This is a genomic window from Aestuariimicrobium kwangyangense DSM 21549 (genome assembly GCF_000421525.1).
GTDB classification, from domain to species: Bacteria; Actinomycetota; Actinomycetes; order Propionibacteriales; family Propionibacteriaceae; genus Aestuariimicrobium; species Aestuariimicrobium kwangyangense.
In genome coordinates this window covers 1,301,550-1,321,884 of sequence record NZ_ATXE01000001.1, presented here as the reverse complement: position 1 = coordinate 1,321,884, position 20,335 = coordinate 1,301,550, and the positions used below count along the sequence as shown (strand labels likewise).

The following is a 20,335-nucleotide window of genomic DNA, read 5'->3' as shown; positions in this document are numbered from 1 at the left end:
TGATGCCAGGAGATTGTCCATGTCGATCCGACTTCGCGCGCTCACGGTTGCCGTCGCCAGTTCCCTGGTCGTCGTGACCTTGGCGGGCACGGCCCCTTCGGCACACGCCGAACCCACCCCGCAGTCGCGCCCCCGCATCCTCAGCGCTGGCAGCAGCACCGTGTCGCCCCAGTCCTCGGGCAGCCAGGGCCTGGCCCCGCAGACGGTGACCACCCAGGCAGCCGTTGATCCGGCCCTGAGCTCGCTCAACGAACTGCGCTCGCGTGTCGGTTCGTCCTCCTTGGCGGTCACCAGCGCAACCCAGTCGGCCGTCAGCGCACACGCCGTCTACCTCGAACTGAACAAGGACGACGCCAACCTCAACCCCAACGACGAGCAATTGGGCAAGCCGGGCTACTCGGCGGAGGGGGACGCCATCGCGCCCTTCACCGTCACGGTTGCCGAGGCGAGCACCCATGCGATCGCCCTCGACGTCGCCATGACCGATCCGTGGGCCCGCAGCACGCTCCTGCTCAACCCCAGGGCCACGTCGGCGGCGTTCGCCCACACCGCCACCTTCACGGTCATAGGTCTCCCCGTCGCCACCTCGGCGGTCTCTACCTCGTGGCCGAAGGTGTTCCCCGCCAAGGCCAGCCACCGCGGACTGGCCTGGACCTCGTCGGGAGCCTCGTACTACACGAGCCAGTGCAGCCAGAACCCGGTGCAGTGGGGGTACCCCATCTCGGTGCAGCTGGATGACACCCGCATCCACCAGGTCCTCGGGGCGCAGGCCACCCTGACCGAGGACGGCCAGCCGATCGAGACCTGCGTCGTCTCGGACGCGGGCTTCACCGGCGTCGACGGCCTCGTCCTGGTGGTCCCCACCCGTCCGCTGGTGCCGGGAGCCATCTACTCCGGCCGGGTCCGCGGAACGGCCGTCACCGACCAAGGGGCGAGCCAGAACCTCGATGCGGCCATCTCGTTCACCACCGCCGCCACGGCCCGCGGCAACGGGGACCAGACCGGCGACGGTGTCGCCGACCTGCTGGCCGTCGACACAGCCGGCACCCTGCAGATGATCAAGGGGCAGTCCGGCGCGGGCTTCGGCGCCCGCTGGCCCATCGGGCCGGGATGGGGAACCACCATCTGGGTGGGCCACGTGCCAGACCTCGACGGCAATCGCACCGACGAACTGCTGGCCGTCCGCTCCGACGGGAGCATGTGGCTCTACCTGGGCTCGGGCATGGGTGGATACGCGTCGGGACGTCAAGTGGGGCGCGGCTGGAACACGGTGCGCAACATCACCGTCATCGGTGACATGACCCACGACTCCACTCCCGAGGTGGTCGCCATCTCCTCATCCGGCGACCTGGTGCGCTACACCCTGACCCGGAGCGGGTTCACGAGCACCAACAAGATCGGCCGCAACTGGCAGGCCATCTCGTTCACCGTCGGGTTGGGCGACTTCAACCGCGATGGCTGGAACGACCTGGTGGCGGTGTCGAGGCAGGGCGACCTGATCGCCTACTACGTGCGCAACGGCATCATCGTGCAGGCGGCGAAGGTCGGTCGCGGCTGGTCGGGCTGGACCGCAGTGTTTACCCCTGGTGACCTGAGTGGTGACGGGGTGCCCGACCTGGTCGGACGGAACTCCTCCGGAACCCTGTACGCCTACCAGACCGGGCGGGTGAGCTTCTCCCCCGCTCGACTCGTCGGCACCGGGTTCGGCGGGTATCGGCTTTTCGCCTGACCTCGGAGGCCTCGGTAGACTCGGCACCTGTCGTGCCGTCGCCAACCGCCAGGCACTCGGAAGGACCACGTGACCACACACCAGCAGCGCCCCGCGGCGTCCGTCGTGCATCCTGCCGTGAGCGCCACGTGGCGTGACGTGGCGCGTGCCTACGTGGCCCTCACCAAGCCGCGGATCATCGAACTGCTGTTGGTCACCACCCTTCCCGCCATGTTCCTGGCCGCCGGCGGTCTGCCACCTCTCGCGCTCGCCGGTTGGACGATGCTGGGCGGGCTGTTCGCCGCCGCCAGCGCCAACACGTTCAACTGTGTGATCGACCGCGACATCGACGAGGTGATGAGGCGCACGCGACGCCGTCCGATGCCCCGGCACCAGGTGCCGCCCGCTCACGCGATCACGTTCGGCGCACTCCTGGGAGTGGCCGCGACCCTCGTCCTGGGCTGGGGGGCGAACTGGCTGTCGGCCCTGCTGGCGCTGGGAGCGAACGCCTTCTACGTCTTCGTCTACACGATGTGGCTCAAACGCCGCACCTCACAGAACATCGTCTGGGGTGGGATCGCCGGCTGCTTCCCTCCCCTGATCGGCTGGACCGCCGTGACGGGCTCGGTTGACTGGCCGCCCCTGATCCTGTTCGCGATCGTGTTCTTCTGGACTCCTCCGCACACCTGGGCTCTCGCCTTCCGCTACAAGGACGACTACGCCGCCGCGGGCGTGCCGATGCTGCCGGTGGTCATGGATCGGGTGGGCGTGGCTCGTCGCATGCTCGCCTACTCGGTGGTGACCGTGCTGGTCTCCCTGACGCTGTGGCCCGTGGCCCACACCGGCTGGCTGTACCCCGCGGTCGCCCTGGCCACCGGAGTGGTGCTGGTCTGGCAGGCTGTCGGACTGCTCCGCCGAGCGCGGGCCGGGCTCGACGAGGTGGCGATGCAGCCGATGAGGCTGTTCCACTGGTCGAACAGCTATCTGGCGCTGGTGTTCATTGCCGCGGCGATCGACCCGCTCCTGTTCTGAACCCTCCCGTCCCGGGGAGTCGCCGCACGACGGCGTCGGAACGGTCGCCTCCGACCCGGTCAGGCCCCGTGTCCGAGGGGAACCTCGTCACCGGCTGCCACCGGCCCCGGCGCCGTCCCGGCGCCGAACGGCCGTCCACCGAGTTCCTCGCGGTGGTGCTCGGAGAGCCAGTTCGCCAGATCAGGGCCCTGGGGCACGATCTGCGAGGGGTTCACGTCGGCGTGGACGATGTAGTAGTGCCGCTTGATCTGCACGAAGTCGACCGTGTCGCCGAACCCGGGGGTCTGGAACAGGTCGCGGGCGTAGCCCCACAGGGCGCCGAACTCCGACAACTTCTGCCGGTTGCACTTGAAGTGCCCGTGGTAGACCGGGTCGAAGCGGACGAGGGTCGTGAACAGCCGCACGTCGGCCTCGGTGATGGAGTCACCCATCAGGTATCGCTGCGTGCGAAGCCGCTCGTCCACCCAGTCAAGGGCGGTGAACAACCGCTCGTAGGCGGCGTCGTAGGCATCCTGCGACCCCGCGAACCCGCACCGGTAGACGCCGTTGTTGATCTCGGTGTAGATCCGCTTCATCACCGGCTCCATCTCACCGCGCAGATGTTCCGGAAACAGGTCGGGAGCACCCTCGCGGTGGTACTGCTTCCACTCGGTCGAGAAGTCCAGGGTCATCTGGGCGAAGTCGTTGGTCACGACGGCTCCGGTCGGGACGTCGACCATGGCCGGCACGGTGATGCCGCGGGGGTAGTCGTGGAACCGGGCGAAGTAGGCCTGCTGCAGTCGCTCGTAGCCCAGCACCGGGTCGACCCCGCCGGGGTCGAGGTCGAAGGTCCACGACCGCGCGTCATGGGTGGGTCCGGGCATGCCCAGCGAGATCACGGGCTCCAGCCCCAACAGGCGGCGGACGATGATGGCGCGGTTGGCCCACGGGCACGCCCGGGCCGCGATCAGCCGGTAACGACCGGGCTGCACGGGCCACTCGTTGGCACCTTCCCCCGACGAGGTGATCCGATCGGTGATGTAGGTGGTGTCGCGGTCGTAGCCCTGACCCTTGGTCACGTAGCCCGACCCCGACGTCTCTGCCTTCGCGCGGGACTCAGTCATGGGGCCAATCTAGTCAGCAGTCCTCGTGCATTCGGCCACGCTGACTAGAGTGAAAGGCAGGGAACAGAACAGCACGCCGCGAAGTTGCTTGAAGTATCAACCAGTGATTCACCAGGAGAATGTGATGTCGCAGAATCCGAACACCCAAGCCCTGTCTGACGCGGGCGTCAGCATCTGGCTGGACGACTTGTCCCGGGAGCGGCTGCAGTCGGGCAACCTCGCCGAACTGGTCGCGACGCGCAACGTGGTGGGTGTGACCACCAACCCGACCATCTTCGCCGCCGCGCTGGCCGACGGCGAGGCCTACGCCGAGCAGGTGGGCCAACTCCGACGGGAGGGCGCCGACGTCGCCCACGCCATCCGTGAGCTCACCACCACTGACGTACGCACCGCGAGTGACCTTTTCGCCGACCTCTACACCAGCACCGACGGGTATGACGGTCGGGTCTCGATCGAGGTGGAACCCGGGCTGGCCCATGACACCGGAGGGACCATCAAGCAGGCCGCGGAACTGCACGACCTGGTCAATCGCGACAACGTCCTCATCAAGATTCCCGCAACCCTCGAGGGCCTGCCTGCCATCACCGAGACCATCGCCGCCGGGATCAGCGTCAATGTCACGCTGATCTTCTCCGCCGAGCGTTACCAGCAGGTCATCGAGGCCTACCTGGCGGGCCTCGAGAAGGCGGCCGCGGCCGGTCTCGACCTGTCGACCATCCACTCCGTCGCGTCGGTGTTCGTCAGCCGCATCGACTCCGAGGTCGACAAGCGATTGAAGGCGCTGGGAACCGACGAGGCGTCCGCCCTGCTCAGCACGGTGGCCGTGGCCAACACCCGCGTGGCGCACCATCTCTACGCCCAGGCGTTCACCTCGCAGAGATGGCATGCCCTCGCCGACCAGGGAGCCCATGTCCAGCGCCCCCTGTGGGCCTCGACAGGCGTGAAGAATCCCGACCTCGACGACACCTTCTACGTCAGCCACCTGGTCACTTCCGGAGTCGTCAACACGATGCCCGAGAAGACCCTGCAGGCCTTCGCCGACCACGGACGAGTCGCCGGTGACACGGTCGTCCCCCACTACGGCGAGGCCGAGGAGACCCTGCGCCGGGCAGCAGGCGTGGGTCTCGACATGGAGGACGTCTTCGCGACCCTCGAGCGTGAGGGTGTGCAGAAGTTCAGCGCTTCCTGGGACGAACTGGTCGCCTCCGTGCAGAAGACCCTCGACGAGGCCTGACCCACCCGCACCCATCGTCTCGGGCAGCCGTCCGCTGCCCACCAGACAGTGGGAACCGGTCCCCCATCCCACCGAACTCCGGTTCCACAGACCTCCTGTTCATCCCACCCCCTGTTCACCCACCTGAGGGAGCACCACCCGTGACCGAGCACGTCAACCCGCTTCGCGACCCGCAGGATCGCCGACTCCCCAGGATCGCCGGACCCAGCGTCCTGGTGATCTTCGGTGTCACCGGTGACCTGTCGCGCAAGAAGCTGATGCCCGCGGTCTACGACCTCGCCAACCGCGGGCTGTTGCCCCCGGGCTTCGGGCTCGTCGGCTTCGCCCGCCGCGACTGGGCCGACCAGGACTTCGCCAAGGAGGTGCACGACTCCGTCAAGGAGCACGCCCGCACCCCCTTCCGTGAGGAGGTCTGGCAGCAACTGCTCGAGGGGATTCGCTTCGTTCCCGGTGAGTTCTCCGACGACCAGGCCTTCGAGACGCTCAGGGAGACCATCCAGGAACTCGACGAGCAACGGGGCACGGGTGGCAACCACGCCTTCTACCTGTCCATCCCCCCGTCCTTCTTCGACGACGTGGTGGGGCAACTCCGACGCCACGGCATGGCCGACGAGAAGGGTCAGGGATGGCGGCGCGTGGTCATCGAGAAGCCCTTCGGCCACGACCTCCGATCGGCCCGCGAACTCAACGACATCGTCAGCACCGTGTTCCCCCCGGAGTCGGTCTTCCGGATCGACCACTACCTGGGCAAGGAGACGGTGCAGAACCTGTTGGCCTTCCGATTCGCCAACCAGATGTTCGAGCCGATCTGGAACAACAACTACGTCAGCCACGTGCAGATCACCATGGCCGAGGACATCGGCATCGGTGGGCGGGCCGGCTACTACGACGGCATCGGTGCAGCCCGTGACGTCATCCAGAACCACCTGATGCAGTTGATGGCCCTGACCGCGATGGAGGAGCCGACCAGCTTCGAGGCTGCGCAACTGCGCACCGAGAAGCAGAAGGTACTGGGTGCAGCCCGGCCCCCGGTCGACATCGACGCCCACACCGCCCGCGGGCAGTACTCCGCCGGCTGGCAGGGCGGCGAGAAGGTCAAGGGGTTCCTCGAGGAGGACGGCATCAAGCCCGACTCGTTCACCGAGACCTACGCCGCCATCCGCGTCGACATCGACAACCGCCGCTGGGCCGGTGTGCCGTTCTACCTGCGCTCGGCCAAGCGGATGCCGCGCCGGGTCACCGAGATCGCCCTGAACTTCAAGCGGGCCCCGCACCTGCCGTTCACCTCGACCGACACCGAGGAACTGGGCATCAACGCCCTGGTGATGCGGATCCAGCCCGACGAGGGCATCACCATGCGCTTCGGCGCCAAGGTGCCGTCGACCCAGATGGAGATCCGCGAGGTGTCGATGGACTTCAACTATGGCGGTTCCTTCACGGAGTCGTCGCCGGAGGCCTACGAGCGGCTCATCCTCGACGTGCTGCTGGGCGAGCCCCCACTGTTCCCGCAGCACGAAGAGGTCGAGCTCAGCTGGCAGATCCTCGATCCCATCCTGAACCGCTGGGCCGAGTTGGGTGGCCCGGTCGACCAGTACGAGTCCGGCACCTGGGGACCCCAGAGCGGGATCGACATGCTCGCCCGCGACGGTTTCGTCTGGCGCAGGCCCTGAGGGTCAGCCCTCCAGCAGCGCTCGCCACCAAGACTCAAGGAAGACACCGTGATCATCCATCTGAACCACACCAATGCCGGGGCCATCAGTTCGACCATCCGCAAGGCCCGGCGCAGCAGCGGCACCGCCTCGGGGCTGGTGTTCACCCTCGTCGTGATGGTGTCGGCCCGCCGTTACGAGGAGGCCCTCGAGGCCGCCCTGCAGGCCGGACGGGAGCATCCCTCGCGCATCATCCTGGTGGTGAAGGGAACCGGACGCACGAGCAAGCTCGACGCCGACATCCACTTCGGCGAGGACGCCCCCGGGGACGTGATCACGCTGCGGATGGGCGGTGAGGTCGCCGAGCACGCCGACTCCGTCGTGCTGCCCCTGCTGCTGCCCGACTCGCCTGTCGTGGCGTGGTGGCCGAACGAGTCGCCGGTCGACCCCGCCGACGACCCGATCGGCCGACTCGCCAAGCGGCGCATCACCGACGCCAGCGGGGTCACCCACTCGCTGCAGGCACTGCGCCTGCGGGCCGAGCACCACGCCATCGGCGACACCGACCTGACCTGGACCCGGCTGACCGTCTGGCGAGCCCTGCTGGCGGCAGCGCTGGACCAGTACCCGGCACGGATCTCGTCGGCCAAGGTCGAGGCCGACCGCGACAACGCCCCGGCCGAACTGTTGGCGTCGTGGCTCGAGAGTCGCCTGCACGTACCGGTCGTCCGCACCACCAACGACGGGCCGGGCATCACGGCGGTGAGGCTGACCACGGCCGCGGGTGACATCGCCATCATCCGCACGGACGGGCTGCTGGCCACCTACGAGGTGCCCGGCCAGCCGCGTCGCAAGGTGGCACTCAAGCGACGTTCGCTCACCGAACTGATCTCGGAGGAACTGCGCCGCCTGGACGCCGACGACATCTTCGAGGCGGCGGCAGCCACCTTGGTGAAGCGCTGGGACAACCCTGACCGGACGAAGCCGAAGAAGGCGAGGGCGTGAGCACCCGGGTCGTCCGGTACCACACCCCCGACGAACTGGCGGACGGGGCGGCGGGTACCTTGCTGGGACGCCTTCGCGACCTGCAGGACACCCAGGGCCGGGCCGACCTGTGTCTGACCGGCGGTCGAGTCGCCAACCGCATGTACGAGTCGCTCGCCGACCAGTTCGCGGACTCGGGCATCGACCCGACGGCCCTGCACCTGTGGTGGGGGGACGAGCGGTTCGTCGGCCTGACCGACCCCGACCGCAACGCGCTGCAGTCGCTGTCGATCCTGGCGCGCACACTGCACGTGCCGGCGGCGCAGATCCATCCCATGCCGGGCAAGGACGGACGCGCCGATCCGGGCGACGCCGCCTACGCCTACGCCCAGGAGTTGGGCGACACGGTGTTCGACATCTGCTTGCTGGGGATGGGACCCGACGGGCACGTGGCCTCGATCTTCCCCGACCATCCCAGCTTCGACCCGACCACCGCGACGGTGATCGGGGTGACCGACGCCCCCAAGCCGCCGGCCGAGCGGATCTCTCTGACCATCAATGCCCTCAACCGGTCGAAGGCGATCTGGATGGTGGTCACCGGCGAGGAGAAGGCCGACGCGGTGGCCAAGGCCTTGTCGGGCGACTGGTTCCTGCCCGCCGCCCGGGTGCACGGCACCGAGGAGACGCTGCTGTTCCTCGATGCGGAGGCGGCGGCGCTGCTCCCCCGCTTCAACTGCCTGCTCTGACAGACCTTCGGATGACGAAGGCCCGCTGGGCCGTGGTCAGGGCTTGCGGTAGACGCTGACGTGACCGCGCGAGTCGTGCGAGAACGGGGTTCCCTCCCAGTCCGCGTGCCTGGTCTCGAGTTCGAGACCGGCCAACCGCGCCATCAGGTCGAGTTCGCTCGGCCAGACGTACCGGTGAGGGCTGAAGCCGACCGTGGCGGTTCCGTCATCGTCGAAGCGTACGTGGTGACTCACCAACTGCTGGGTGACCGGATCCATCACGTCGACACCCAGGTAGCCGTCCTCGACGGTGAACACTTCTGCGGCGACCGCACCGTGCGTGGACTGCGGACGGGGTACCCACAGTTCGATGACGAATCGACCACCGGGACGAAGGTGCCGGGCCGCGTTGCGGAAGCACTCGATTTGGGCCTCCTGGGTGAGCAGGTTGGCGATGGTGTTGTAGACGAGGTAGACCAGACCGAACTCGCCCGCACCGTCGACGCGAGTGGTCGACATGTCGCCGAGGGTGACAGGCAGCGTGGCCTCGTCCACCTTCTCGCGCAGTCGATCGACCATGTCGGGCGACCACTCGATACCACTGACACTCACCCCACGTCGCTGCAGGGGGATGGCCACCCGGCCGGTGCCGACGGCGAACTCGAGTGCGGGGCCGCCGTCGGCGAGTTCCTGCAGTCGGGCCGTCGTCCGGTCGAGCACCTGCTCGTCGAACATGCCTTCGCCGGGGCTGTCATAGCTCTGGGCGGCGGCACGATTCCAGATCTCGTTGCTGGTTCGTCGGGGCATCTTCACGCCCCCAGCCTGCCCCACGCGAGCAGGGCAGGCACCTGAATTACGACTCAGGATCGAACGGGGGTCAGTAGATGATCTCGCCGTTGGCGCGGCGGGTGCGCAGCAGGTCGAGGGCCTCGGCCAGGATGGCTGCCGCCTCCGCGTCGCTGCGACGCTCCTTCACGTACGCGAGGTGAGTCTTGTACGGCTGGATCTTCGGCGGTGGCGGCGGGTTCTCGGAATCGAGGTTCGCCGGCAGCCCGCAACGCGGACAGTCCCACTCAGCCGGGATGGCTGCGTCGGCCGCGAAGGCCGGACGCGTCTCGTGCCCGTTGGCACAGAAGTATGAAACGTGCAGTCGCGGTGCGGAATCCCCGCGCTCTGCCTCTCCCATCGGTCCGGCGCCGACCCGGCTGCCTCTGATGGCGCTGCCACCCACCACTGTGTGACTCCTTGGTTGTGTTCGGTGATCCGGATGCCTGCCTCGCGTGCTGCGAGGGCATGTCCCGGGAGATCTTGGTGAGATCGCCCCGAGGCCCGCGCACCCGGCGGGCATTGGGCTGCTGTCAGGACTGGTACTTGTAGAGCACCAGCAGGCCGATGATGCAGGCCAGCCAGACCAACCCCAGCACGATGGTGATGCGGTCAAGGTTGCGTTCCGCGACGGAGGTCCCTCCCATCGAGGTGGACATGCCACCACCGAACAGGTCGGACATGCCGCCACCGCGCCCCTTGTGCAGCAGGACTGACAGCGCAAGAATCACGCTGACCACGACCAGAATGATCGAAAGGGTCATCACAGGCCAGGTCATGAGCGGGACAATCACGTCGCTCAGGATAACCCACCCCTCCACCAAAACCACATTCGGCAGGCCCCCGGACCTCGGGGGTCGCAGGCGTGCTCAGCGGCGCCCCACAACGGCCCGACCGGGCACACCAAAACGGCCCGCCCCATTGCTGGGACGGGCCGTCTGTTCGTCGGTCGGAGGGACTGACGGTGGTCGACGCGAGGTCGGCTCAGGCGAGCTGCTGGAACCGGACGATCCCGGCGAACTCCTCGGGGTCGAGGCTCGCGCCTCCCACCAGAGCACCGTCGACATCAGGCTGAGCCATGATCTCGACGACGTTGCTGGCCTTCACCGAACCGCCGTACTGGATGCGGACGGCATCCGCCGTGGGCTGGTCGTACAGTTCCGCCACCCGGGCACGGATCGCCCCGCACACCTCCTGGGCGTCCTCGGGGGTGGCCACCTCGCCGGTGCCGATGGCCCACACGGGCTCGTAGGCGATCACGAGGCCAGCGACCTGCTCGGCCGAGAGGTCCTTGAGCGCGCCGTCCACCTGGGCGAGGGTGTGGGGCACCTGCTGGCCCTGCTTGCGGATGTCGAGCCCCTCGCCGACGCAGATGATCGGCGTCATGGAGTTGGCGAGCACCTGCTTGGCCTTCGCGTTGATCAGCTCATCGCTCTCGGCGTGGTACTGGCGACGCTCCGAGTGCCCGATCACCACGTAGGTGCACCCCAGCTTCGCCAGCATCGAGGCCGAGACCTCGCCGGTGTAGGCGCCCTTGTCATGGGCGGAGACGTCCTGCGCACCGAAGACGATCGGGAGCCGGTCGCCCTCGACGAGGGTCTGCACCGTCCGCAGATCGGTGAACGGGACGATCACGACGGCCTCTGACTGATCGGCCTCCCACTTCTTGTCGGCCAGGGTCCAGGCCAGCTTCTGCACCAGGCCCACCGCCTCGACGTGGTTCAGGTTCATCTTCCAGTTGCCGGCCAGGATCGGCTTGCGTGCCATCAGTTCTCCTCAAGGACAGAAAGACCCGGGAGCTCCTTGCCCTCGAGGTACTCCAGGGAGGCGCCGCCACCCGTGGAGATGTGACCGAAGTCGTCATCGGCGAAACCGAGGTCACGCACGGCTGCGGCGGAGTCGCCACCGCCGACGACCGACAGTCCTTCGACCTCGGTGAGGGCTTGCGCGACGGCCTTGGTGCCGCCGGCGAACTCCTCGATCTCGAACACGCCCATGGGGCCGTTCCAGAAGACCGTGCGGGCCCCCTTGATGGCCTCCGCGAAGGCCTTCTCGGAGTCGGGACCGATGTCGAGACCCATCTTGCCGGCGGGGATCGCGTCGGCGGCCACGACCTCGACCTCACCCTTGACGGTTCGGTTCTCGAAGTCGGCCCCGTCTGCCACGCGCACGTCGGTGGGCAGCAGGATGGTCTTGCCTGCCGCCTTGGCCTGCTCGAGGTAGCCCTTGCAGGTCTCCAGGTTCGCGTCGTCGACCAGCGAGGCGCCCACCTCGTGGCCCTGTGCCTTGAGGAAGGTGAACAGCATCCCCCCGCCGATCACCAGGGTGTCGGCGACCTTCAGCAGATTGTCGATGACGGCAAGCTTGTCGGCCACCTTGGCGCCGCCGAGCACGACCACGAACGGGCGCTCGGGGTCCTGGGTGAGGCGAGCGAGCACCTCCACCTCCTTGGCGACCAGGTGGCCAGCGCCGGCGGGGAGCAACTTCGCGACGTCGTAGACCGAGGCCTGCTTGCGGTGCACGACACCGAAGCCGTCGGAGACGAAGACGTCGCCGAGGGCGGCGTAACGGGCGGCGAGGGCGGCGCGCTCAGACTCGTCCTTGGACTCCTCGGCCGGTTCGTAGCGAACGTTCTCGAGCAGGGCAACGTCTCCGTCGGAGAGGGCTGCGACCACGGACGAGGCGGACTCACCCACGACATCCTCGGCCAGCTTGACCTCGGTGCCCAACAGTTCGCCCAAGCGGGCTGCCACGGGCGCGAGGGAGTACTTGGGGTTGACCTGCCCCTTGGGACGACCCAGGTGGGCCAGCACGATGACCTTGGCGCCGGCCTCACGCAGCTCGGTGAGGGTGGGCAGGGCGGCACGGATGCGGCCGTCGTCGGTGATGGTGGAGCCGTCCAGCGGCACGTTGAAATCGCAACGGATCACGACGCGCTTGCCGGACAGGTCTCCGAGCTCCTTGATGGACTTCACGGGATTCCTCTCGCGGTGGTTGTGGGCTGAGTGTGAGGTGGAACGAGAACGAGGGGGTGGGGGCAGTCCCCCACCCCCTCGTTCCCCCGAAAGACGGGTGTGAACCGGTCAGGCTCAGAGCTTCGAGGCGACCAGCTCGGTCAGGTCGACGAGACGGTTGGAGTAACCCCACTCGTTGTCGTACCAGCCGACGACCTTCACCTGGTTGCCGATGACCTTGGTCAGCCCGGCATCGAAGATGCAGGAGGCCGGATCGGTCTCGATGTCCTTCGAGACGATCTCGTCCTCGGTGTAGACCAGGTAGCCCTTGAGAGCACCCTCGGCGGCGGCCTTGACGGCGGCGTTGACCTCCTCGACGGTGGTCTCCTTGCCGGCCTCGAAGGTCAGGTCAGTGGCCGAACCGGTGGGGGTCGGGACGCGCATGGCGTAGCCGTCCAACTTGCCCTTCAGCTCCGGAAGCACCAAGGCCACGGCCTTGGCGGCACCAGTGGTGGTGGGCACCATGTTGAGGGCGGCGGCACGCGAGCGACGCAGGTCCTTGTGGGGACCATCCTGCAGGTTCTGGTCCTGGGTGTAGGCGTGGATCGTGGTCATCAGGCCCTTGACGATGCCGATCGAGTCGTTCAACGCCTTGGCCATGGGGGCCAGGCAGTTGGTGGTGCACGAGGCGTTCGAGATGATGTTGTGCTGGGCGGGGTCGTACAGACCGTCGTTGACGCCCATCACGATGGTGATGTCCTCGTTCTTGGCGGGGGCCGAGATCAGCACCTTCTTGGCTCCACCGTTGATGTGGGCCTGAGCCTTGGTGGCGTCGGTGAAGATACCGGTCGACTCCACGACGATGTCGACTCCCAGGTCACCCCAGGGAAGGTTCGCGGGGTCGCGCTCCTCGAAGACCTTGATGGTCTTGCCGTTGGCGGTGATCGAGTCCTCGTCGTAGGTGACGTCGCCCTCGAAACGACCCAGGATCGAGTCGTACTTCAGCAGGTGCGCGAGAGTCTTGTTGTCGGTGAGGTCGTTGACGGCCACCACCTCGAGATCGGCGCCCTGAGCGAGCAGCGCGCGGTAGAAGTTGCGGCCAATGCGGCCGAAGCCGTTGATACCAACCTTGACGGTCATGTCTCGTGATCTCCTTCGAGATGCTCAGGCGGGCGACGAATCGAGGTAGGCACCCCGGCCCGCTGCGGTGTCTTGTTCCGACCCTGACAGCCTAACGAATGCCGCCGCAGCCTGTCCGGGCGGGGTTCGCTTGACTGCATCGTGGACAGCCGCCCCCACCGGCGGGAACCCGCCGCGGGGGCGGCACGAGACGCTCGGGGAACTCGGGCCTGGATCCGGTCAGCCGTCGAGCAGGTCGGCCGAGAGGTGCACCTCGGTGCCCGGGACGCCCCGTTCCTGGGCCACCTTGTCGGCGGTCGACAGCAGTCGGCGGATCCGGCCGGCGATGGCGTCCTTGGTGAGCGGCGGCTCATGCGCCTGACCCAGCTCCTCCAAGCTCGCGTTGCGGTGCTCCAACCTCAGCCGGCCCGCCATCAGCAGGTGTTCGGGCACCTGGTCGCCGAGGATCTCGAGGGCTCGCTCGACCCGGGCGCTGGCGGTGACGGCAGCGTGCACGGACCGTCGGAGATTCGCGTCGTCGAAGTTCGCGAGCCGGGTGGCCGAGGCCCTCACCTCGCGCCGCACCCGGCGGTCCTCCCAGGTGAGCAGGGTGTCGTGGGCGCCCATTCGCGCGAGCAGGGCGGCGATCTGGTCACCGTCGCGGATCACGACCCGATCGATGTTGCGCACCTCGCGGGCCTTGGCGCTGATGCCCAGCCGTCGGGCGGCCCCGACCAGCGCGAGCGCGGCCTCGCTGCCCGGGCAGGTGATCTCGAGACTCATCGATCGTCCCGGCTCGGTCAACGACCCGTGGGCGAGGAAGGCGCCCCGCCACACCGCGACCTGGCAGCACATGCCGGAGCCGACGACCGAGGCAGGCAGTCCTCGCACGGGACGACGCTTGGCGTCGATCATGCCGGTCTGGCGTGCGAGTGCCTCCCCGTCCTGCACCAGGCGCACCATGTAGCGGGTTCCCCGCCTGATGCCCGAACCGTTGATCACCAACAGTTCGCTGGTGAGGCCGAAGATCTCGGCGATGGCAGTCCGCAGCCGTCGGGCGGCGGCTCCGGTGTCGAACTCGCACTCGATCACGAGCTTGCCCGCCACCAGGTGGAGACCACCCCCGAAGCGCAGCATGGAAGCCACCTCTGCGCGACGACAGCACGGCTTGGCCGCTGGAATCGTCGCCAGTTCGGACTTCAGCTGTGCGGTCATTGCCATGGTGCCGAGTCTGGCACACCCGCGTGCTCAGACGCCCATCAGCTGGCTCATCACCGAGGCCAGGCGCAAAGGGTCGTGACGGGCGGTGCCGTCGCGCATGGCGACGTCGGCGATCTCGACCCTGGCCCCCAGTGAGGCCGCATACGACTCGAGGTTGGCGTCGGCGCTGCCGAACGTCTCGTCCACCACCACCACGTCGAAGCGCAGCTGGGGCGCGTGTTCGGCGAGCAACTCGATGTGACGCGAGGCCGAGAAGCCGTCGGTCTCGTCGGCGGACGTGACGTTCATGACCAGGATCTTCTGGGCCCGGGTCTCCTGGATGGCCCGGGCCAGGTCGGGCACCAGCAGGTGCGGGATCAGGGAGGTGAACCACGACCCGGGTCCGAGCACCACGTGGTCGCTGGCCAGCACCGCCTCGACCGCCTCGGGACAGGCCGGGGGGTTCTCCGGAACCAGGCGGACCGCCTGGACCTCGGCACGGGTCTTGGCCACGGTCGCCTGGCCCGCCAGCGTGCACATCTCGTCGGGTCGCATGGGGTCGAGCCCGATGACATCGGCCTCGATCGACAGCGGCACCAGCGACATCGGCAGGACCCGCCCCCGGATGTTGAGCAGTTCCCCGACCATGTCGAGGCCCGACACCGGGTCGTCGAGGCGTTGCCAGATGCCGGCGATCAGCAGGTTGCCGATGGCGTGACCCGCGAGCGCACCCGAACCGCCGAAGCGTGACTGCAGCACGTCGGCCCAGAGGCGCCCATCGTGCGAGTCCCCACACAGGGCAGCGAGCGCCATCCTCAGGTCACCGGGCGGCAGGCAGTCGAGTTCCTCGCGCAGCCGCCCGGACGAACCCCCGTCGTCGGCAACGGTGACGACCGCCGTGACCCGATCGGTCACGCGCCTCAGCGCCGACAGGGTGGCAGACAGTCCGTGGCCACCACCCAGGGCGGTCACCGCCGGAACGCTGCTGTGCAGCCCGGAGCCGTGCGCCGCCGCGGTCGTCCTCAGCCCGGCCACGTGGGGGCCGGTCCCGTGGGTCGGCCCGGCGGCGTGGGAGCGACCGGGTGAGCGGCCCATGGTCATTCCAGCCCCAGGTCTCGGTGGGTGACGTTGACCCTGAACCCGCGCGCGGTGAGCCGCGCACCGAGGGCCTCAGAGATGGCCGTCGACCGGTGTTTGCCGCCCGTGCAGCCGATTGCGATCGTGCACTGACGCTTGCCCTCACGCACGTACCCGGGGGCCATCGTGACCAGCAGGGCCTCGGTCTGGTCGAGGAATTCCGCGGCTCCGGGCTGGGAGAGCACATAACTCGACACCTCCTGGGAGAGGCCGGTCTTCGGACGCAGTTCGGGCACCCAGTGGGGATTCGGGAGGAACCGCACGTCGAAGACGAGGTCGGCGTCGATGGGGAGGCCGTTCTTGAAGCCGAACGACATCACGGCGATGCGGACCATGGCCGAGGAGTCACCGCCGTAGGCGTGCGCGACCCGGGAGGCCAACTGGTGAACCGTGAGCCGTCCGGTGTCGATGACCAGGCCCGCGCTAGCCCGCACCGCCGACAGCATGCTGCGTTCACTGGCGATCGCGTCCAGCAGTCGTCCGTCACCCTGCAGCGGCAACGGCCGACGGGAGGACTCCTGCCGCTTGACGATCACGTCGTCGGTGGCCTCCAGGAACAACACTTCGTGGTCGATCCCGGCGTCGGCCAGGGCCGCGAACATCTGCGGCAACTGCTCGACCAGTCGGGGCGAGCGCACGTCGAGCACCACACAGACCTTGGTGAGGGCCTGCTGCCGGGCAAAGCCGACCAGGCTGGGCACCATCGACGGCGGCAGGTTGTCGACCACGTACCAGCCGAGGTCCTCCATCGCGTGTGCCGCGGTGCGACGACCAGCCCCCGACAGACCAGTGATCACGACCACACGCGACTTCGTGGCGGACGACGACCTTGGCGACTGCGACTGACTCACGGGCCCATCCTGCCAGTCGGCGACCCGACGGCGGCAGCCGCGCTCACAGCACCTCCCCCGTGGCCATGTTGATCGCCTCGCCGGGTTGGTCGGCCACCAGCGCCTGCTTGACCGCAGCGGCCAGGGTGGGGCCGAATCCCGGCACCTGGGCGATCTGCTCCTCGTCGGCGGTGCGCAGCTTCTTCAGCGACCCGAAGTGCTTGATCAGGGCCTTCCGGCGGGTCTCGCCCAGCCCCGGGACGTGGTCGAGGACCGAGTCGACCATGGCCGCACTGCGGCGACCCCGGTGGTGGGTGATGGCGAAGCGGTGCGCCTCGTCGCGCAGCCGCTGCAGCAGGTACAGACCCTCGCTGGTGCGAGGCAGGATGACGGGCATGTCGTCGCCGGGCAGCCACACCTCCTCGAGTCGCTTGGCGAGGCCGACCAGGGCGATGTCGGTGATGCCGAGCTCGTCGAAGACCTGTTGCGCGGCATTGACCTGGGGCTCGCCACCGTCGACCACGACCAGCGCCGGTGCGTAGGCGAACTTGCGGGGCGCCCCGGTGGTGGGATCGATGAGCAGTGCTGCCTCCTCCCCCGCGCTGGCCCCACTGGCGGCCCTGATCGCCTCCCTGTCCTCGAGCAGTCGACGGAACCGCCGGGTCAGCACCTCGTGCATGGCCGCCACGTCGTTGGATCCCTCGAACGATCGGATCACGAACCTGCGGTACTCACTCTTGCGGGGCAGACCGTCCTCGAAGACAACCATGGAGCCCACCACCTCGGAGCCCTGGGTGTGCGAGATGTCGTAGCACTCGATCCGCAGCGGTGGGTCGGGCAGCATCAGGGCGCGCTGCACCTCCTCCAGGGCCCGGTTGCGGGTGGACAGGTCGGAGGCGCGTTTCATCTTGTGCTGGGCCAGGGATTCGGCCGCATTGCGACCGACCGTGTCGAGCAGGGCGACCTTGTCACCACGTTGGGGCACCCGTACCGCCACCCGGGCACCCCGCACCTCGCTGAGCAGTTCGGCCATCGCCGACCCGGAGGTGGGCAGGTGCGGCACCAGGATCTCGCGTGGGATGGACGAGGTGTCGTCCGAGGCATCACTGGCCCCCGCGTAGAGCTGCAGCAGCAGCGACTCCACCAGGTCGGGGAGGTCCCCGTCGTCAGGTCGGTCAGCCACCCAGCCACGCTCGCCGCGGACGCGGCCGGCGCGCACGTGGAAGATCTGGGCGGCCACCTCGAGCGGGTCGACGGCCAGGTTGATCACGTCGCAGTCGGCACCGTCCGACAGCACGATGGCGTTCTTCTCGGTCGCCAGGCGCAGCGCGGTCAGCGAATCTCGGACGACGGCGGCATGCTCGTACTCCTGTCGCTCGGCCGCCCGGCTCATCTCCCGCTCCAACTTGCGGATCAGGGCCGCGGACTGGCCGTTCATGAAGGCAGCGAAGTCGCCGACGATCTCGCGATGGTCCTCGGCCGAGATCTTGCCCACGCAGGGGGCCGAGCACTTGCCGATGTACCCCAGCAGGCAGGGTCGTCCACTGGCAGCGGCCGACTTGAAGGTGCCCGACGAGCAGGAGCGCATCGGGAACACCCGCAACAGGGAGTCGACGGTGTCGCGGATGGCCCAGGCCTGTCCGAATGGACCGAAGTACCGGTAGCCGGGGCGCTTGGCGCCTCGTCCCACGAAGACGCGCGGGAACTCCTCCGACCAGGTGATGCACAGCCAGGGATAGGACTTGTCGTCGCGGTACTTGACGTTGAACCGTGGGTCGAACTGCTTGATCCACGTGTACTCGAGTTGCAGGGACTCGAGTTCGTTGCGGACGACGGTCCACTCCACCTTCGCCGCCGTCCGAACCATGGTCTGGGTGCGGAAGTGCAGCCCGGCCGGGTCGGCAAAGTAGGAGTTCAGGCGCTGGCGAAGGTTCTTGGCCTTGCCGACATAGATGACGATGCCGTTCGCATCCGAGAACCGATAGACCCCTGGATCGGTGGGGATGCTGCCCGGTGCGGGGCGGTACGTCGAGGGGTCGGCCATGATGGGAGTCTAGAAGCACCCTCTGACAGGGCTGATGCCCTGCCTGCCGGACGAACCAGGAGCTGTCGTGTATCTGATCGTGGTGAAGTTCACCGTCAAGCCCGAGCACAGCGATGACTGGCTCGACCGGGTCGACTCGTTCACCCGGGCCACCCGACGTGAGCCCGGCAACCTGTTCTTCGAGTGGAGTCGCAGCGCCGAGGAGCCGGACACGTTCGTGTTGGTGGAGGGATTCACCGACGACGGCGCAGCTCCGCACGTCAACTCCGAGCACTTCAAGCAGGCCATGGACGACATGCGCCCGGCACTCGCCAGCACTCCCCGCATCATCAGCCGCCAGGTCGAGGGCTCGGGTTGGGGCCCGATGGGTGAGCTCCAGGTGGACTGAGCTGCCCGACCCGGCGCGGCGAGCGAGGGCCGTGAACTCCTAGGCTGGGTTCGTGCAGCTCCTCATCATTCGTCACGGACAGTCCGCCAACAATGTCGCCATGGAGGCCTCTCTGGGGGAGGACGGCCGCGTGGCCGACCCTGCTCTCACCGACCTGGGCAGACGACAGGCGGAGGCCGTCGGCAGGTGGATCGTCGACCACGGCCCGCACCCCGAGCGCATCCACACGTCTCTGATGAGGCGCACCATCGAGACGGCGGCACCGCTGGCGCATGCCTTGGGGGTACCCGTGGAACCCCATCGCGACCTGTTCGAGAGTGGCGGTGTCTTCGAGGGTGCCTACCTCGACAGGGTGGCAGGCGCGGGGTCACCGGGGTCGGTGCTGAGCGGCCTCGCCCATGAGGTCGTGCTGCCGCCGGGAGTGGACGAGGACGGGTGGTACCGGGCCGAGGTGGAGTCGGCGCAGCAGGTCTGCCAGCGCGCCCTGGCCCTCGTCGACTGGCTGCGCGCGACGGACGAGTCATGCGTGGCCCTCGTGATCCACGGCGCGATCGGCTCCGTGCTGATGAGTGCGCTGTTGCACCCCGAACCCGTGCGGGAGTTGGCCCAGGATCCCGCCGCGGATGCCGCCCACCTACCCCTCTGGTTCCGTCTCGACAACACCTCCGTGAGCCTGCTCGAACTCGTCGGCGACGAGCAGGTCGAGGTGGACTGGATCAACCGGATCGACCACCTCGCCGGACTCGAGCACCAGGTCTCACGGACCCACCACCGATTCCCTCCCGCGTTCAGCGGCTGAGCAGTTTCGGCGGGTGTGTAGCGTGATGGCACCCGCACCGCAGCGCACGAACCCGGAGGCTCGGATGGAACTGACACGACGCGGACTGGTCGCCGCAGCCACCTGTACCGCGTGCGGTCTCGCCGCGTGCGGCACCGACACCGCCGCCCCGACCCCGGGTGCCTCCTCCACCGACGCCTCGGGCCGTCCAACCCGGGCGTCGAGTGAGCCCACCAAGTCGCTGGCCACCAGTTCGGGGGGCACGGTCCAGGGTGGCAAGAACATCCCCAAGTCGAGCATTCCGGTCGGCGGCGGGATCATCCTCACCGATGCCCAGATCGTCGTCACCCAACCGACTCGGGGGGACTTCAAGGCGTTCACCTCGATCTGCACCCATCAGGGCTGCCCCGTCACCGCCGTCGAAGGCGGGCAGATCGCGTGCAACTGCCACGGTTCGAGGTTCTCCATCACCGATGGCTCCGTCGTACGAGGCCCTGCGACACAGCCACTCGCAAGCGAGCCATTCACCGACAACGGCGACCAGATCACACTGGGCTGAACGGACTGGCTGAACCGAACTGGGCTGAACGGGACGGGGCTGAGCGGGACCGATCCGAACGGGACT

At 68.1% G+C, this 20,335-nt stretch carries 20 protein-coding genes; 9 read left to right on the top strand and 11 right to left on the bottom strand.

Annotated features, from left to right (window positions below):
* Window positions 1-19 precede the first annotated feature (19 nt).
* A complete protein-coding gene (locus H507_RS0105855; RefSeq protein ID WP_022909793.1) occupies window positions 20-1,729 on the top strand; it encodes an FG-GAP repeat domain-containing protein in 1,710 nt (569 codons plus the stop codon).
* Window positions 1,730-1,756: 27 nt separating this feature from the next.
* A complete protein-coding gene (locus tag H507_RS0105850; protein ID WP_051139646.1) occupies window positions 1,757-2,740 on the top strand; it encodes a heme o synthase in 984 nt (327 codons plus the stop codon).
* Window positions 2,741-2,799: 59 nt separating this feature from the next.
* Here H507_RS0105850 and H507_RS0105845 read toward each other — a convergent pair whose 3' ends face one another.
* On the bottom strand, window positions 2,800-3,843 hold the full coding sequence (locus tag H507_RS0105845) for a glutathione S-transferase family protein (RefSeq protein WP_022909791.1): 1,044 nt from the start codon (window positions 3,841-3,843) through the stop codon (window positions 2,800-2,802).
* Between the two features lie 124 nt (window positions 3,844-3,967).
* On the opposite strand from H507_RS0105845, the gene tal reads away from it, so the two are divergent.
* The 4 genes from tal to pgl all read left to right on the top strand — a co-directional run bounded on the left by tal (window position 3,968) and on the right by pgl (window position 8,456).
* A complete protein-coding gene (gene tal, locus H507_RS0105840) occupies window positions 3,968-5,077 on the top strand; it encodes a transaldolase (protein WP_022909790.1) in 1,110 nt (369 codons plus the stop codon).
* Between the two features lie 140 nt (window positions 5,078-5,217).
* Window positions 5,218-6,747: a glucose-6-phosphate dehydrogenase gene (zwf, locus tag H507_RS0105835; RefSeq protein ID WP_022909789.1), complete on the top strand. Its 1,530-nt coding sequence runs from the start codon at window positions 5,218-5,220 to the stop codon at window positions 6,745-6,747.
* Between the two features lie 48 nt (window positions 6,748-6,795).
* Window positions 6,796-7,731, top strand: coding sequence for a glucose-6-phosphate dehydrogenase assembly protein OpcA (locus H507_RS15075; protein ID WP_022909788.1), 936 nt, complete (start codon window positions 6,796-6,798; stop codon window positions 7,729-7,731).
* Entirely contained in the window at window positions 7,728-8,456 is a 729-nt protein-coding gene (pgl, locus tag H507_RS0105825) for a 6-phosphogluconolactonase (protein ID WP_022909787.1), read from the top strand. Before H507_RS15075 ends, pgl begins: the two co-directional genes overlap by 4 nt.
* 36 nt (window positions 8,457-8,492) lie before the next feature.
* On the opposite strand, the gene H507_RS0105820 is transcribed toward pgl, so the two are convergent.
* From H507_RS0105820 to uvrC, 10 genes are all read right to left on the bottom strand, one after another.
* Window positions 8,493-9,242 carry a class I SAM-dependent methyltransferase gene (locus H507_RS0105820; RefSeq protein WP_026377842.1) on the bottom strand — a complete coding sequence of 250 codons (750 nt, stop codon included), beginning with the start codon at window positions 9,240-9,242 and terminating at the stop codon, window positions 8,493-8,495.
* A gap of 70 nt (window positions 9,243-9,312) precedes the next feature.
* A complete protein-coding gene (locus tag H507_RS0105815; RefSeq protein WP_022909785.1) occupies window positions 9,313-9,669 on the bottom strand; it encodes an RNA polymerase-binding protein RbpA in 357 nt (118 codons plus the stop codon).
* Window positions 9,670-9,793: 124 nt separating this feature from the next.
* Entirely contained in the window at window positions 9,794-10,039 is a 246-nt protein-coding gene (secG, locus tag H507_RS0105810; protein ID WP_022909784.1) for a preprotein translocase subunit SecG, read from the bottom strand.
* 205 nt (window positions 10,040-10,244) lie between these two features.
* Entirely contained in the window at window positions 10,245-11,027 is a 783-nt protein-coding gene (gene tpiA, locus H507_RS0105805; protein ID WP_022909783.1) for a triose-phosphate isomerase, read from the bottom strand.
* A complete protein-coding gene (locus tag H507_RS0105800) occupies window positions 11,027-12,235 on the bottom strand; it encodes a phosphoglycerate kinase (protein WP_022909782.1) in 1,209 nt (402 codons plus the stop codon). The genes tpiA and H507_RS0105800 overlap by 1 nt, the downstream gene beginning before the upstream one ends.
* 114 nt (window positions 12,236-12,349) lie before the next feature.
* Entirely contained in the window at window positions 12,350-13,354 is a 1,005-nt protein-coding gene (gene gap, locus H507_RS0105795; RefSeq protein ID WP_022909781.1) for a type I glyceraldehyde-3-phosphate dehydrogenase, read from the bottom strand.
* 219 nt (window positions 13,355-13,573) lie between these two features.
* Window positions 13,574-14,554, bottom strand: coding sequence for a DNA-binding protein WhiA (gene whiA / locus H507_RS0105790; RefSeq protein ID WP_022909780.1), 981 nt, complete (start codon window positions 14,552-14,554; stop codon window positions 13,574-13,576).
* 27 nt (window positions 14,555-14,581) lie between these two features.
* Window positions 14,582-15,628, bottom strand: a complete 1,047-nt coding sequence (locus H507_RS0105785; protein WP_022909779.1) for a gluconeogenesis factor YvcK family protein — start codon at window positions 15,626-15,628, stop codon at window positions 14,582-14,584.
* A 2-nt stretch (window positions 15,629-15,630) separates the two neighbouring features.
* Window positions 15,631-16,521 (bottom strand): RNase adapter RapZ, encoded by an 891-nt coding sequence (rapZ, locus tag H507_RS0105780; RefSeq protein ID WP_026377839.1) that lies wholly within the window; start codon window positions 16,519-16,521, stop codon window positions 15,631-15,633.
* A 43-nt stretch (window positions 16,522-16,564) separates the two neighbouring features.
* Window positions 16,565-18,544: an excinuclease ABC subunit UvrC gene (uvrC, locus tag H507_RS0105775; protein WP_022909777.1), complete on the bottom strand. Its 1,980-nt coding sequence runs from the start codon at window positions 18,542-18,544 to the stop codon at window positions 16,565-16,567.
* A 67-nt stretch (window positions 18,545-18,611) separates the two neighbouring features.
* On the opposite strand from uvrC, the gene H507_RS0105770 reads away from it, so the two are divergent.
* From H507_RS0105770 to H507_RS17645, 3 genes are all read left to right on the top strand, one after another.
* Complete coding sequence (locus H507_RS0105770; RefSeq protein WP_022909776.1) at window positions 18,612-18,932, top strand: putative quinol monooxygenase; 321 nt, start codon at window positions 18,612-18,614, stop codon at window positions 18,930-18,932.
* Between the two features lie 52 nt (window positions 18,933-18,984).
* Window positions 18,985-19,731 (top strand): histidine phosphatase family protein, encoded by a 747-nt coding sequence (locus H507_RS15070; RefSeq protein WP_022909775.1) that lies wholly within the window; start codon window positions 18,985-18,987, stop codon window positions 19,729-19,731.
* A 64-nt stretch (window positions 19,732-19,795) separates the two neighbouring features.
* The gene (locus tag H507_RS17645) at window positions 19,796-20,269 is read left to right on the top strand and encodes a Rieske (2Fe-2S) protein (RefSeq protein ID WP_022909774.1); all 474 of its coding nucleotides are present in this window, start codon (window positions 19,796-19,798) and stop codon (window positions 20,267-20,269) included.
* The last annotated feature ends 66 nt before the right edge of the window (window positions 20,270-20,335 follow it).